Origin of the sequence: Achromobacter sp., assembly GCF_032113835.1 — a bacterium.
Taxonomy (GTDB): domain Bacteria; phylum Pseudomonadota; class Gammaproteobacteria; order Burkholderiales; family Burkholderiaceae_B; genus Achromobacter.
On record NZ_DAMCTG010000028.1, the window covers coordinates 12,947 to 27,458 of the forward strand.

At 67.7% G+C, this 14,512-nt stretch carries 9 protein-coding genes; 4 read left to right on the top strand and 5 right to left on the bottom strand.

What is annotated here, in order from left to right; all coding sequences use genetic code 11:
- Positions 1-67: 67 nt before the first annotated feature.
- The 5 genes from RT697_RS12315 to RT697_RS12335 all read right to left on the bottom strand — a co-directional run bounded on the left by RT697_RS12315 (position 68) and on the right by RT697_RS12335 (position 3,871).
- Positions 68-766, bottom strand: a complete 699-nt coding sequence (locus RT697_RS12315) for a PIG-L family deacetylase (protein ID WP_313699187.1) — start codon at positions 764-766, stop codon at positions 68-70.
- Positions 767-785: 19 nt separating this feature from the next.
- On the bottom strand, positions 786-1,214 hold the full coding sequence (locus RT697_RS12320; protein ID WP_313699189.1) for a PRC-barrel domain-containing protein: 429 nt from the start codon (positions 1,212-1,214) through the stop codon (positions 786-788).
- 212 nt (positions 1,215-1,426) lie between these two features.
- Positions 1,427-1,768, bottom strand: coding sequence for a DUF883 family protein (locus RT697_RS12325; protein ID WP_313699191.1), 342 nt, complete (start codon positions 1,766-1,768; stop codon positions 1,427-1,429).
- An 88-nt stretch (positions 1,769-1,856) separates the two neighbouring features.
- Entirely contained in the window at positions 1,857-2,057 is a 201-nt protein-coding gene (locus RT697_RS12330) for a hypothetical protein (protein ID WP_313699193.1), read from the bottom strand.
- A 41-nt stretch (positions 2,058-2,098) separates the two neighbouring features.
- A complete protein-coding gene (locus tag RT697_RS12335) occupies positions 2,099-3,871 on the bottom strand; it encodes a thiamine pyrophosphate-requiring protein (RefSeq protein WP_313699194.1) in 1,773 nt (590 codons plus the stop codon).
- A gap of 286 nt (positions 3,872-4,157) precedes the next feature.
- Between RT697_RS12335 and glgA the strand changes: the two genes are divergently transcribed.
- The 4 genes from glgA to glgB are packed head-to-tail and all read left to right on the top strand — an operon-like array spanning position 4,158 to position 14,510.
- Entirely contained in the window at positions 4,158-5,726 is a 1,569-nt protein-coding gene (gene glgA / locus RT697_RS12340) for a glycogen synthase GlgA (RefSeq protein WP_313699196.1), read from the top strand.
- Positions 5,727-5,738: 12 nt separating this feature from the next.
- Positions 5,739-8,936 carry an alpha-1,4-glucan--maltose-1-phosphate maltosyltransferase gene (locus RT697_RS12345; RefSeq protein WP_313699198.1) on the top strand — a complete coding sequence of 1,066 codons (3,198 nt, stop codon included), beginning with the start codon at positions 5,739-5,741 and terminating at the stop codon, positions 8,934-8,936.
- A gap of 19 nt (positions 8,937-8,955) precedes the next feature.
- Positions 8,956-12,309, top strand: a complete 3,354-nt coding sequence (treS, locus tag RT697_RS12350) for a maltose alpha-D-glucosyltransferase (protein WP_409517431.1) — start codon at positions 8,956-8,958, stop codon at positions 12,307-12,309.
- The gene (gene glgB, locus RT697_RS12355) at positions 12,306-14,510 is read left to right on the top strand and encodes a 1,4-alpha-glucan branching protein GlgB (protein ID WP_313699199.1); all 2,205 of its coding nucleotides are present in this window, start codon (positions 12,306-12,308) and stop codon (positions 14,508-14,510) included. The genes treS and glgB overlap by 4 nt, the downstream gene beginning before the upstream one ends.
- Positions 14,511-14,512 lie beyond the last annotated feature (2 nt).

A 14,512-nucleotide genomic window follows, 5' to 3' on the forward strand; every position in this document is an offset into this window, starting at 1 on the left:
GCCCGGCCACTGGCGCAACCAGGGCATCGTCCGGGATGCGCAATCGCTCATCCAACGGGCTTACACCTCACACCTTGTCACGCCGCCACGACAGGCGCCAGTAGCGCTCGGGCCGGGATGCCGATGCGCGCAACGCCGTGTCCAGCTGCGCGCCGAGCGGATCCAGCGCGAGGCTGCTGCGAGCGTCCAATGCGCGCTGCCGCGCGCGGTCCACGTCAACCTCCGCCCCAACATCCAGCGGCGAGGCCAGGATCCGCCGGCCCAGCAATTCGGCCAGGCGTTCCTGGACCGCCCCCGGCTCGGCCTCCGCAACCTCTTCGTACGTCACCCACTCCACCCGTTGGAACAGCGCGCGCAGGGTGAGGCACGCCTCGGACACGCGCACGTGCGCCGCACTGCGTAGCCCCAGCGGCATCAGGACGACGCGCGGCCGCAGCGCGGACAGTGCCGCCGCCAATGCGCCCGTCAGGCGTCCCTCCCCGCCGCTTTCCAGATACTCGTCGTGCACCAGATCCATCTGCTCGCCGCGTACGCCCAGCAGCAACAAGGCGCGGTCGTTGCGGGCACGTCGGTCAAGAACGGCCTGGCGGCCATTCTTGAATCCGCAGTCGCGATCCGCTGCGCTGCCGGATTCGGGCTCCAGCGGCAAGCCCGAGTACACCGTCAAGACGTTGCTGTCCGGTCGCGCCGCGAGCAGGCCGGCACAACCGACGACGGCGTCGTTGAAGCAGGGAGAAACCGCGACCAGTCTGCCTTCGCGAAGCATGCTGCCCTCGCTGCCCGGCTTACCAATACGGAGGCTGGTTGTAGTACTGATGGATGCCGCGCGCCCAGGTTTCGTCCGCCATGCTCGGCCAATTGTCCTTGTCGAACCCCTCCGCGTTCTTGAGCACTTCCTTGTCCACGTTCAGCACGAAGCACTTGCGGTCGGTATCCAGCGTCAGCGCGCTCCACGGAATGGCGTACAGCTTATCGCCGATGCCCAGGATGCCGCCGCGCGACAGCACGGCATACGCGATGCGCCCGCGCGGAACGTCCACCATGATCTCCTGGATGCTGCCCAGGGATTCGCCGGCGGGGTTGTACACGTCGTTGCCTTCCAGCGTGCTGGCCGCCATGATTTCGGGTCCGGGACCGCTCGGATCGCTCTTCGGGCCGCCCACGATCTGGGTTGCGACTTGCGCCTGGCCGGCGCCGGTCAATGGTTGGTTCATGTGAGTCTCCTTCGTTGAAAGGTCCCGCGTGGCGAACGGCCACGCCGTGCTTCCAATACGCAAGCCGTGTGCCAGGGCTTTGCCGCCCTTGATGGCGCGCGATATACCGCCGACAACGGCATTTCTTACAGCAAGCTTCCACAAAAATGCCGGGGCCGGCCCTGCACTGTGCAGAGCCGGCCCCGGCTGAGGCCTTACGCGCCCGGCGGGCGTTACCGCCGCTTGCCGTGGTCCGACATCATGCAGATGCCGGCCAGCACGCCCAGCAGCACCGCGCCTGCGATGCTCTTCCAGGCGTTTTCATGCACGTAGTCGTCCGTGGCGTGCGACACCTCGCGCGCCCGGTCCCAGGCGGCGCGTTCCCAGCCGCGGGCCTGGTCGCGCGCGGCGTCCAGCCGAAGCTTCAGTTTGTCGCGCGCGGATTCGATCTCGGATCCACTGTAGCTGGCGGTGCTTCGCAGCAGATCCTCGGTGCCCGAAATCAGGTCACGCATCGTGTGCGAAGTCGTGTCCGACGTGTGAAACATATCGCGCAGCCTATCTCGCTTGTTCATGTGTTCTCCTTGAAAAACTGCGGGTCGCTCCCCCCGCGGCACGGCGCACGCGGAGCGCGGCCCGCAGGCCGCATGCCTTGCAGGACCATCACTGACGGTCGATGCCCGGCGTCTGCTGCGGGTCCACGCCCGGCATGGGATTCGGAATGCTGTCCGGCGGCCAATGGCCCTTCTCGTCCTTGCCCGTTTCCGGGACATCCGGTTTGGGTTGTTCGGCAGGCGACTGGTCCGGCGTTTTCTGACCTCCCTGCCCGGGCTGTTGGGAACTCGTCCCTCCGGTATTTGCCATGATGTGCCTCCTGAAATGAATGGATCGATCGGGCGGGCGTGTCAGCCCGCCCACCACTGCTTGATCGTGGCGCGCAGCGCGGCGCTGCCCGAGGCGGCATCTTCCTTGCGCAACGCCTTGAAGTACGCGCCGATCTGCTTGGCCGGAATGTGCGGGGGCAACGGCGGCATCTCGGGGTCGGTCACCATCTCCAGCACCACGGGGCGGCCAGCCGCCAGCGCGCGGTCCCAGGCCGGCCCCACGTCGTCGGGGCTGTCGACCCGGACGCCTTCCAGTCCCAGCATCCTGCCGTACTCCGCGTACGAAAACTTGGGCAGCCACTGCGAATCTGGAAAGCGCGGATCGCCGCCCATCACCCGCTGCTCCCACGTGACCAGGTTCAGGTCGCCGTTGTTCAACACCATGACGATCAGCGTGGGATTGCTCCAGTCCTTCCAGCGATGGGCGATGGTGATGAGCTCGTTGATGCCCAGCATCTGCATGGCGCCGTCGCCCACCAGCGCGATGACCGGCCTGTCGGGATAGGCCACCTTCGCCGCAATGGCGTACGGCACGCCGCAACCCATCGTGGCCAAGCCGCCCGACACGGAGCCCATCATGCCCGCCTGGATATCGACATTGCGCGCGTACCAGTTCGCGGCCGAGCCCGAATCGCACGTCAGGATGGCCTGCGCCGGCAACCGCTTGGAGAGTTCCAGGAACGGCCGCTGGGGATTGATCGGCTTGGCGTCGACCATGGCGCGGGCATGCACGGTCTCGCGCCAGGCCGCCACCTGCTTTTCGATCCGCTCGCGCCAGCGGCGCGCCTTCTTGGGTTCCAGCAGCGGAATCAGCGCCTCCAGCGTCAGCCGGCTGTCGCCCACCAGGCCGAGCTCGACCGGATAGCGCAGGCTGAGCTTGCGCCCGTCGCGGTCGATCTGCACGGCGCGCGCCTGGCCTTCCTCCGGCAGGAACTCCGCATACGGAAACGAGGTGCCCACCATCAGCAGCGTGTCGCACTCGTTCATCATGTCCCAGCTTGGCTGCGTGCCCAGGAGGCCGATTGCGCCCGTCACGTAGGGCAGGCTATCCGGCAGCACGGCCTTGCCCAGCAGCGCCTTGGCCACGCCCGCCCCCAGCAGTTCGGCAACCTGGCTGACCTGCTCGCCCGCCTCCAGCGCGCCGGCGCCGACCAGAATGGCCACTTTCTCGCCGCGATTCAGGATGTCGGCCGCGTTGCGCAGCGCGTCCGCACCCGGCACCGCGGCGTGCGACGTAACGCCGATGCCCGTGTGCACCGTGCCATGCTCGCGCGGCGGCGTCGGCACGGCAGGCAGGTCCTGCACGTCGTTCGGAAAGATGACGCAGGTGACGCTGCGGCGCTCCAGGGAGATGCGCATCGCGCGATCCACCATATGGCGCGCCTGCTCGGCCGTCGTCGCCATCTGCACGTAGTCGTGCGCCACATCCTTGAACAGGCTGATAAGGTCGACTTCCTGCTGGTAGTCCCCGCCCAGCGCGCTACGCGCCTGCTGTCCGACCAGCGCCACCACCGGCTGATGATCCAGCTTGGCGTCGTACAGGCCATTGAGCAGGTGAATGGCGCCGGGACCCGACGTGGCCAGGCACACGCCCACCTGTCCGGTGAACTTGGCGTGTCCGCACGCCATGAACGCCGCGCTTTCCTCGTGACGGGCTTGTATGAACTCCAGCGGCTCCTCGGTGCGGCCAAAGGCGCCGATGAGCCCGTTGATGCCATCGCCGGGGTAACCGTACACCTTGCGCACGCCCCACTGCGACAGCCGCTTCAACACGAAGTCCGACACTGTTTCCATACATTTCTCCCGGCGGTCGTCATTGAAAGCGACTGCGTTCAGCAACCGCCGTTCCTGGCCCCGATGGGAATTTGGGCGCGTGCGCGCAGATAAAAATTACAAAGCGACCGGGCGCTGGGCGTTGCGCGCGCCGCCTTTCCATCCTTTGGATGACCGGAGTTTCTGCTGCATTGCGCAATTTTTCTCGCGGGCGGCGGTTTAGGCACACAGCTTGCGTAAGGAGAAGCCTCGGCGTAATCGCGATCGAGTCGCAACTGTCTCGACCGGCCTATCAACTGGAGCAAGCATGGCAAAGACGAGAACCCTGATCGTTGCGGGAGAAGCTTTCCCTCTGGCCAAAACGGGCGGCCTGGGGGATGCCATCACTGGCATGGCGCTCGCGTTGATCGAGGCGCGAATGCCCCTGAGCGTGTTGTTGCCCGGGTATCGGGGCGTGAAAGCCAAGCTGAACCGCGTCCGTCAGGTTGCGACGCTGCAGGACCTGCCGGGCGGTCCGGCCGTGCTGCTGGAAGGCAAGTGTCCGCAGTCGGGCATCGATTACCTGATTCTCGAAAACGACGCCCTGTATGACCGCGGCGGTCTCTACGCTGATGAGAACGGGAAGGAACATCCGGACAATGGCCTGCGCTATGCGGCGCTGGCGCACGCAGCCGTGCGCGTGGCGGCCGGCCTGCCGGGCGTGATGCGCCCCACGCTGGTGCATGCGCACGACTGGCACGCCGGTCTGGTGCCGCTGCTGCTGCGCGCCGCCGACCTGCCCGACGTCAAGAGCGTGATGACCATCCACAACCTGGCGTTCCAGGGCCTGTTCCCGATGGCCAACGCGGACGAATTCGGGGTGCCGGAATGGGCCCGAAATGATGACGGCGCGCAAGCCTGGGGCCAGCTCAACTTCCTGAAGGCCGGCATCCGCTACGCCGACCGCGTGACGACGGTCAGCCACACCTATGCCCGCGAAATCATGACGCCCGCATTCGGTTGCGGCCTCGATGAGTTGCTGCGCAGCCGTGCGGACGACCTGCTGCCGATTCCGAACGGCATCGACGACGTGCTGTGGAATCCCGCGCGCGATCCGTACCTGCGCAGCCATCGCTATTCCGTGCGAGACCTCACCAACAAGATCCATTGCAAGGCCGCCTTGCAGCGCGAATTCGGTCTGCGGCCCGATCCGGCCGCGACGCTGATGGGCATGGGCAACCGCCTGACCGAACAGAAAATGGCGGACGTGGCCGTGCACGCGCTGCCGGAAGCGCTGGACCGCCACCCGAGCCTGCAGATCGCGATTCTGGGCCAGGGCGACCATCGGCTTGAAGAGGCGTTGCAGGACATCGCCCGCCGCTACCCCGGGCGCTGCAGCACCCATATTGGTTACGACGAGGGCATCGCCCATCGCCTGCACGCAGGGTCCGACATATTGCTGCACGCCAGCCGTTTCGAGCCCTTCGGCCTGACGCCGCTGTACGCCATGCGCTACGGCACGCTGCCCATCGGCTCGCGCGTCGGCGGCATGGCCGACACGATCCAGGATCCGGGTCCGCGCGCGCCGCTGTCCGCCATGTCGTCGGCCACCGGCCTGCTCTTTGAAGGCGACACGCCGCAGGCCATGAGAGCCGCCATCGAACGGGCCATCGACCTGCGCGCCCACGGCATTCTGTGGCGATTGATGCAGCGCAACGCCATGAACACCGACTTCGGCTGGCGCGCCGCCGTCAGTCTGTACGCCAGCCTGTACCGGTCGCTGGTGGAACCCAACTACCGCGACGCGGCGCCCGCCCCTGCCTTGCAGCCGGCCAGCGCCTCCGCCGTCAACCGCCGCCAGCCGCGCACAGGTGGCGCCATGCCGGCCGCCATCTAAGGAGCGACACCGGTGTCCCATCCCGCCGTCCCCGCGCCGTCCCGCGCCCCGATACGCCTTTACCACGCCCGCCACGGTCTGCCGGACGGCGAAGCCGCCGTCCAGGCCCTGAGCAAACGGCTTGCGCAACGCGGCTTCAACGCCGTGCTGGTGCCGGCCCCCTGGCTGACGGGGCCGCAGCCGGGTTCGTTGGCCGCGCAGGACGCCGATACGGCGCTGAGGGATGGACAGGAAACGCCGATCATCGACTGGTACACGCAGTCGACGGCGCAATTGTCGGCGCACGGCCTCGCGCTGTTTGTGGATGTGATCCTGGACCGCAGCGCGCGCAATGCCGTGGCCGCGACCGCCGCCCCGGGCTGGTACCGGTCGCTGCACGAAGAGCCCGCGCGCGATCCGCGGCTGACGCAGGAAGAGCGCGGGGTGCTGCATTTGCCCGAAGGCGCCCTGCCGCCCGGATTCCTGACCGCATGGACGGAACGCCTTTTGGGCTGGGCCCGTAGCGGCGTCAAGGGACTGGTGTTCCAGGCGCCCCACCGCTTGCCCACCGACGCGTGGCGCGAATTGGGCGGCGCCCTGCGCGCACAGAATCCCGACGTGCGGCTGTTGGCCTGGACACCCGGTCTGTCGCCCGCCAACCTGGCGGCCTTGCGCGACGCCGCGTTCGACGCGGCGTTCTCGTCACTGCCGTGGTGGGACTTCAAGTCCTCGTGGCTGGCTGAAGAAGACGCGCGGCTGCGCGCCATCGGCGAGGTCATCGCGGCGCCGCCGCAGTCCGGCGCGCAGCGGCCGTCGGAGGACGGCCGACGCGCCATCTGGAGCGCGGCCGTCACCGGCGATGGCTTGATGCTGACGGACGAGGACGAACGCCGGCTGCCGGACGTGGAAACGGTGAACGCCTGGTTCTCCGGGCCGCGCCTGAAGGGGCCGCTGTGCATGCTGGGCGGGCGCGACGGCAGTTGCACGGCGCTGCTGCGAGACGCCGGCGACGGCGCCACGCTGGCGCTCGCCATCAACCCCTCGGCCACGCAGGATGCCGCGATGGACTGGGACGCGCTGGCGCCGATGCTGCCGCCGGCGGATCTCGTCCCATTCACGCCGCCCACCGGTCTGCAGGCGCAGGCCAACGATCTGTCAGGCGGCGAGTGCGCGATGCTGATGTTCCAGCCGACGCAACCGGTGCGCGACGCCGTGCGCCATCACCGCACCCGCGCCGATGACCTGGCCAGCCAGCGCGTCGCGCTGGAAAACATCAGTCCGGCCGTCGATGGCGGAGCCTATCCCGTCAAGACCATTCCGCACGCGCGCATCGTCGTGCAGGCCGACATCTTCATGGACGGCCACGATCAGCTGTCGGCCGAAGTGCGCTGGCGCGCCAAGGACGAAGCCCGCTGGCACACCGTCCCCATGACGCGCGGCCTGAACGACCGTTGGGAGGCCGCCTTCCGGCCCCGCCGCATCGGAGCGCATGAATTTGTCGTGGCCGCGTGGTTTGACGCGTGGCACACCTTTTCGCATGACATCGAAGTCAAACACCAGGCGGGCCGCGACCTGAGCCTGGAAGTCCACGAGGGGCTGGCGCTGCTGCGCGATGCCCTGGCGCGGGCCGAAGCCGGCTCGCCCGCCGGGGCCGACGCCGAGCCGGTGCGCAACGCGCTGGACGCGTTTGCGGACGCCGACCTCGCCAATCCCGTTCCGCCGACGGCCGAGCAGGTCGCCGTGCTGCTCGATCCCGCGTTGGCGCGGGCCATGCACGAGCTGGACGACCATCCGTTCGAAGCCGTCACCGCCATCGCCTATCCGGTCTGGGTCGATCGCGCCCAGGCCTGCCATTCCAGCTGGTACGAGCTGTTTCCGCGATCGCAGGCCACCGAGCCCGGGCGCCACGGCACCTTCGACGACGTGATCGCGCGGCTGCCCGACGTGCGCGAGATGGGGTTCGACGTGCTGTACATGCCGCCCATCCATCCGATCGGCCAGCGCAACCGCAAGGGCCGCAACAACAGCCTGCGCGCCGAGCCCAGCGACGTCGGCAGCCCCTACGCCATCGGCGCGCAGAGCGGCGGGCACGACGCGATCGAACCCGCGCTGGGCACGCTGACGGAATTCCTGAATCTGGTGGACGCCGCCGCGCAGCATGGCATGGAGATCGCGCTGGACTTTGCCATCCAGTGCTCGCCGGACCACCCGTGGCTGGCCCAGCATCCGGACTGGTTCTCGTGGCGGCCCGACGGGTCGATGCGTTACGCCGAGAATCCGCCCAAAAAGTATGAGGACATCGTCAATGTGGCCTTCTACGGCGGCCAGAACCGCCGCAGCCGCAAGCTGGGCCTGTGGCGCGCGCTGCGCGACGTGGTGCTGTTCTGGGTGAACCACGGCGTGCGCATCTTCCGCGTCGACAATCCGCACACCAAGCCGCTGCCGTTCTGGCAGTGGCTGATCTGCGAGGTCCAGGCCAAGCATCCCGACGTCATCTTTCTGTCCGAGGCCTTCACGCGCCCCAAAATGATGTACCGCCTGGCGAAGATCGGCTTCACGCAGTCGTACACCTACTTTACGTGGCGCAACGAGCGGGCCGAGCTGGAAGCCTACCTGCAGGAGATCTCGTCGCCACCCGCGGCAGATTTCTTCCGGCCGCATTTTTTCGTGAACACGCCGGACATCAATCCGTTCTTCCTGCAGACGTCGGGCCGCCCGGGATTTCTGATCCGATCGGCGCTGGCCGCGCTGGGCTCAGGCCTGTGGGGCGTCTATAGCGGCTTCGAGCTTTGCGAAGGCGCGGCGCTGCCGGGCAAGGAAGAATATCTGGATTCGGAAAAGTACGAATTGCGCCAGCGCGACTGGCACGCGCCGGGCAACATCCGCGCGGAAATCACGCGCCTGAACCAGATCCGCCGCGCGAATCCCGCGTTGCAGACGCATCGCGGCCTGACGCTGACGGCCAGCAGCAACAACCGCGTGCTGGCGTTCTACAAGTCCACGCCGGGCCACGGCAACGTGGTGCTGGTGGTCATCAGCCTGGATCCGTTTCAGGCGCAGGAAACGCGCATCGAGGCGCCGTTCTGGCTGTTCGGCGAGGCCGATGCCGGCCAGTTGACCGCCGAGGACCTGCTGACGGAAATCCGCGAGACCTGGCACGAGAAGCACCGCACGCTGACGCTCACCCCCGATCAACCTTATCGCGTGTGGCGGCTTTCGCTGCATGGATGAAGCCCGCGCCCAGACCATGATGAGTAAATCCCAACCCATTCAGGACGATCCCCTCTGGTACAAGGACGCCGTCATCTACCAGTTGCACGTCAAATCCTTTTTTGACTCGAACGGCGACGGCGTCGGCGACCTGCCAGGCCTGATCTCCAAGCTGGATTACATCGCCAGCCTGGGCGTCAACACCATCTGGCTGCTGCCCTTCTATCCGTCGCCGCGCCGCGACGACGGGTACGACATCGCCGACTACCGCGGCGTGCACACCGACTACGGCACGATTGCCGACGTGCGCAAGCTGATCCGCGCCGCGCACGCCCGCGGCCTGCGCATCATCACCGAGCTGGTGGTCAACCACACGTCCGACCAGCATCCGTGGTTTCAACGCGCGCGCGCGGCCAAGCCCGGCTCGGCGGCGCGCAATTTCTATGTCTGGTCCGACAACGACAAGGCCTACGCCGGCACGCGCATCATCTTCTGCGATACGGAAAAGTCGAACTGGACCTGGGACTCGGTGGCCAACGCCTATTTCTGGCACCGTTTCTACTCGCATCAGCCCGACCTGAACTACGACAATCCGCAGGTGCTCAAGGAAGTGCTGTCCGTCATGCGTTATTGGCTGGACATGGGCGTGGACGGCCTGCGGCTGGACGCCGTGCCGTATCTGGTCGAGCGCGAAGGCACCAACAACGAGAACCTGCCCGAGACGCACGACGTGCTCAAGCAGATCCGCGCGGTGATCGAAGCCGAGTACCCGGGCCGCCTGTTGCTGGCCGAGGCCAACCAGTGGCCCGAGGACGCACAGGAGTATTTCGGGGCGGGCGACGAGTGCCACATGTCCTTCCACTTTCCGCTGATGCCGCGGATGTACATGGCCATCGCGCAGGAAGACCGCTTTCCGATCACCGACATCATCCGCCAGACGCCCGACATTCCGCCCACCTGCCAGTGGGCCATCTTCCTGCGCAACCACGACGAGCTGACGCTGGAAATGGTGACGAGCCGCGAGCGCGATTACCTGTGGAACGTCTACGCCGCCGAGCCGCGCGCCCGCATCAACCTGGGCATCCGCCGCCGGCTGGCGCCGCTGCTGGAACGTGACCGCCGCCGCGTCGAGCTGATGAACAGCCTGCTGCTGTCGATGCCCGGCACGCCCGTGCTGTATTACGGCGACGAGCTGGGCATGGGCGACAACGTGCATCTGGGCGACCGGGACGGCGTACGCACGCCGATGCAATGGTCGCCGGACCGCAATGGCGGTTTCTCGCGCGCCGACCCGGAGCGCCTGCCGCTGCCGGTGCTGATGGGCCCCTTGTACGGCTACGAGGCCGTCAACGTCGAGGCGCAGCAGCGCGATCCGCATTCACTGTTGAACTGGACGCGCCGCCTGTTGGCGCAACGCGGCCAAAGCCACGCCTTCGGGCGCGGCACGCTGCGTTTCATCTTTGCCGGCAACCGCAAGATCCTGGCCTACCTGCGGCAATGGGAAGACACCACGATCCTGTGCGTCGCCAACCTGTCGAACGCGGCGCAGCCGGTCGAACTGCATATGCAGGAGTTCAATGGCCGGGTGCCGGTCGAAATGCTGGGCGGGACGCCCTTCCCCGCCATCGGCGAACTGCCCTACCTGCTGACGCTGCCGCCCTACGGCTTTTACTGGATGGACCTGAGCCAGGACGCCGCGCCGCCCGGATGGCACGCGACGGCGCCCGAGCAGATGCCTGAACTGATCACGCTGGTGCTCAAGACACGCGGCGGCGCGGCGTTGACGGACGCTTCGCGCGCCACGCTCGAACGCGAAATCCTGCCGCAGTATCTGGCGCGGCAGCGCTGGTATCCGGGTTCGGAGCCGCCCTCGCGCGCGCGGCTGGCCTACGCCACGCCGTTCGCGTCGGCGGACGGCGAATACTACTGGGCCGAGATCGAGCCGGAAGATGGCGCCAAGGGCATCCGGGCGCAGGCGCCCTTCGTCCTGGTCTGGGACGAAACCGCCGTCATCCAGTACGCCATTGCCCGCGTGCGCCGCGGCGCGGAGGTCGGCGTGCTCGCCGACGCCTTCCTGCAGCCGGGGTTCGTGCGCAGCACGCTCAAGGCCATGCAGGCCGGTGCGGAGCTGGACGGACGCACCGGCGGCAAGCCCGGCGACAAGCCCGGCGTGATCCGCTTCCTGCCGGAGGCCGGCCTGAAGGACATGGACTTCGATGGAGACGTGGACATGCATTGGCTGTCGGGCGAGCAGTCCAACAGCTCGGTCATCGTCGGCAACCAAGTCATCCTGAAGATCATCCGCAGCGTGCAACCGGGCCTGTCGCCGGAATCGGAAATGACGCGCTACCTGACCCGTGCGGGCTACGGCAACATTCCGCCCCTGCTGGGCGAAGTGCAGCGCGTGGACGCCGACGGCGTCCTGCATACGCTGGCGGTGGCGCACGGCTACGTGCCGAACGAAGGCGACGCCTGGAGCTGGACGCTGGACTTCCTGAAGCGCACGCTGTCCAACGCACTGCTGGTGGGAACTTCGCCCGAGGAATACGAGGAAACGCTGCAGGGTTATGCCGCGATGGCCGTGACCATCGGCGAGCGGCTGGGCCAGATGCACACGGTGCTGGCGGCTCCAACCGATGACGCCGGTTTCCAGTCGCGCCCGGCCAGCGAGGCCGACGCCGACGCGCGTGCCGAACAGGTGCGCGCGCTGCTGGACCGCGCCGAGAAGAACCTGCGGGCCGCGCTGGACAAGCTGGAAGAGCCGTCGCGCGCCTGCGCCGAATGGTTCTTCGAGCATCATGCGCGCCTGGCCGAGCGGGTGTCCGCCATGGCGCAGGCCGAAGCCGGGTCGCCCTGGTTGCGCATCCACGGCGACTTCCACCTGGGCCAGGTGCTGGTCGCGCAGACCGACGCCTACCTCATCGACTTCGAGGGCGAACCGATCAGCAGCCTGGAGGCGCGGCGCGCGCTGGCGTCGCCCTACAAGGACGTGGCCGGCATGTTGCGCTCGTTCGACTATGCGGCGGCATCCATCGCCCGCACCGATCTGATCGGCGGCGCGCATCTGGACGCCAACGCGGGCGCGGACGAGGTGCCGGCGCCGACGGTCGCGCCGGCCGAACAGCGCGACGCGCTCTTGTCGCGGTTCCGGCAGCAGGCGTGCGACGCCTTCCTGCAGGGTTACCGGGGTGCGCGCGGCGGCGACCTCGCCGACGGCGCGGGCCGCGAGAACACGCTGCTGACGCTGGCGCAGCTTGAAAAGGCCGCGTATGAAGTCAGCTACGAAGCCGCCCACCGTCCGGACTGGATCTCGATTCCGCTGTGCGCCCTGACGGAACTGGCGCGCAGCGTCCTGCTTTCCGCCGCCATCGATGCCGAAGGAAAAACGCCATGAGCGGAGCCCACGCCTCCTCCCCCTCCGCCGACGTGGCGGAGGGCCTTATCGATCCGCAGGAACTGACCGCGCTGGCTCACGGGCTGCATGACAATCCGTTCGGCGTGCTGGGCCCTCACAATGGCTGGCTGCGCGTCTTCGTGCCTGGCGCGTCCGCGGTGGCGGTCATGGATCCGGACGGCGAACGCACGTCGCTGACGGAACAGGCGCAGGGCCTGTTCATTGGCCGCACGCCCTACGCGCAGGCCGGTGATGGCGCTTCGTACCGCCTGGCGATCCAATGGCCGGCGGCCGAGCAGATCACCGCCGACCCATATGCCTTCGGCGCGCTGCTCGACGACGACACGCTGCAACGGCTGGCGCAAGGCGCCTGGCGCGAGGCCGGCGAGGCGCTCGGCGCGCATCTGGTGGAGGTCGACGGCGTCAGCGGCTTGCGTTGCGCGGTCTGGGCGCCCAACGCCCGGCGGGTGGCGGTGGCGGGCGACTTCAACGGCTGGGACGCGCGCCGGCACGGCATGCGGCTGCGCCATGCGGCCGGCGTCTGGGAGATCTTCATCCCGGGCGTGCGCCCCGGCGAACGCTACAAGTTCGCCATTACCGACCGCCACGGCAATCAGTTCATGAAGGCCGATCCGATGGCGCGGCGCAGCGAGATGGCGCCGGCCACGGCCTCGATCGTGGACGATCCCGCGCCCTACTCGTGGAGCGACGACGCGTGGATGCAGGCCCGTGGCGCGCGACAGTCGCCCGACGCGCCCGTGTCGATCTACGAGGTCCACGCCGGGTCCTGGGCAGGCTGCGATTCGGGTGTCTGCGGCTGGGACCAGATGGCCGACAAGCTGCCCGGCTATGCCCGCGCCATGGGATTCACGCATCTGGAGCTGATGCCGATCATGGAGCATCCGTTCGGCGGCTCGTGGGGCTATCAGCCGCTGGGCATGTTCGCGCCGACCGCGCGCTACGGCCCGCCCGAGGCCTTTGCGCGCTTCATCGACCGCTGCCACGCGGCGGGCATCGGCGTCATCCTGGATTGGGTGCCCGCGCACTTTCCCGACGATGCGCACGGGCTGGCCGCCTTCGACGGCACCTCGCTCTATGAATACGAGGATCCGCGCGAAGGCTATCACCCCGACTGGCACACCATGGTCTACAACCTGGGCCGCAACGAGGTGAAGGCCTTCATGATCGCCAGCGCCATGCATTGGCTGCGGCGCTTTCACATCGACGGGCTGCGCGTGGACGCCGTGGCGTCGATGCTCTACCGCGACTACAGCCGCCAGCCCGGCGAATGGATTCCCAACCGCTACGGCGGCCGCGAGAATCTTGAGGCCGTCCAATTCCTGCAGGAGTTGAACGATACGGTGCGCGCCGAGGTGCCGGACGCGATCATGGTGGCCGAGGAGTCGACCGCCTGGCCCGGCGTGACGGCGCCCGTGTCCGAAGGCGGCCTGGGGTTTCACTACAAATGGAACATGGGCTGGATGCACGACACGCTGCGCTATCTGTCGCAGGATCCCATCCATCGCCGCTACCACCATCACGACATCACCTTCGGCATGGTGTACGCCTTCAGCGAGCGCTTCATCCTGCCGCTGTCGCACGACGAAGTGGTGCATGGCAAGGGCTCGCTGCTGGGCAAGATGCCGGGCGACACGCAGACCCGCCAGGCCAATCTGCGCGCATACTACGGCTTCATGTGGGCGCACCCCGGCAAGAAGCTGCTGTTCATGGGCGGCGAATTGGCCCAGCCCACCGAATGGAACCACGACGCCACGCTGAACTGGAACCTGCTGGACCACGCCGGCCACCTTGGCATCCAGCGCCTGGTGGCCGACCTGAACCGGCTGTATCGCGACCTGCCGGCGCTGCACGCGCGGGATTCGGACCCGTCGGGATTTGCGTGGACGATCCTGGACGACCAGGACAACAGCGTCGTCGCGTTCCTGCGCACCGACGGCCAGCAACAGGTGCTGGTGGTGTCGAACTTCACGCCGGTCACCCGGCACAATTACCGCATTGGCGTTCCGCGCGCCGGCCGCTGGGCCGAACGGCTGAACACCGACGCATCCCATTACGGCGGGTCCGGCCAGGGCAACCAGGGCGGGGCTCACACCGGCGACATGGCTGCCCATGGGCAGCCGCAGGCCCTGTCGCTCACCCTGCCGCCTCTCTCGACCCTCTTCCTGATGCACGAAGGCTGACT

Bases quoted from the DNA above. Each gene is read 5' to 3' on its own strand.
- RT697_RS12315 (WP_313699187.1), bottom strand. From the start codon at position 766: ATGCTTCGCGAAGGCAGACTGGTCGCGGTTTCTCCCTGCTTCAACGAC.
- RT697_RS12320 (WP_313699189.1), bottom strand. From the start codon at position 1,214: ATGAACCAACCATTGACCGGCGCCGGCCAGGCGCAAGTCGCAACCCAG.
- RT697_RS12325 (WP_313699191.1), bottom strand. From the start codon at position 1,768: ATGAACAAGCGAGATAGGCTGCGCGATATGTTTCACACGTCGGACACG.
- RT697_RS12330 (WP_313699193.1), bottom strand. From the start codon at position 2,057: ATGGCAAATACCGGAGGGACGAGTTCCCAACAGCCCGGGCAGGGAGGT.
- RT697_RS12335 (WP_313699194.1), bottom strand. From the start codon at position 3,871: ATGGAAACAGTGTCGGACTTCGTGTTGAAGCGGCTGTCGCAGTGGGGC.
- glgA (WP_313699196.1), top strand. From the start codon at position 4,158: ATGGCAAAGACGAGAACCCTGATCGTTGCGGGAGAAGCTTTCCCTCTG.
- treS (WP_409517431.1), top strand. From the start codon at position 8,956: ATGAGTAAATCCCAACCCATTCAGGACGATCCCCTCTGGTACAAGGAC.
- glgB (WP_313699199.1), top strand. From the start codon at position 12,306: ATGAGCGGAGCCCACGCCTCCTCCCCCTCCGCCGACGTGGCGGAGGGC.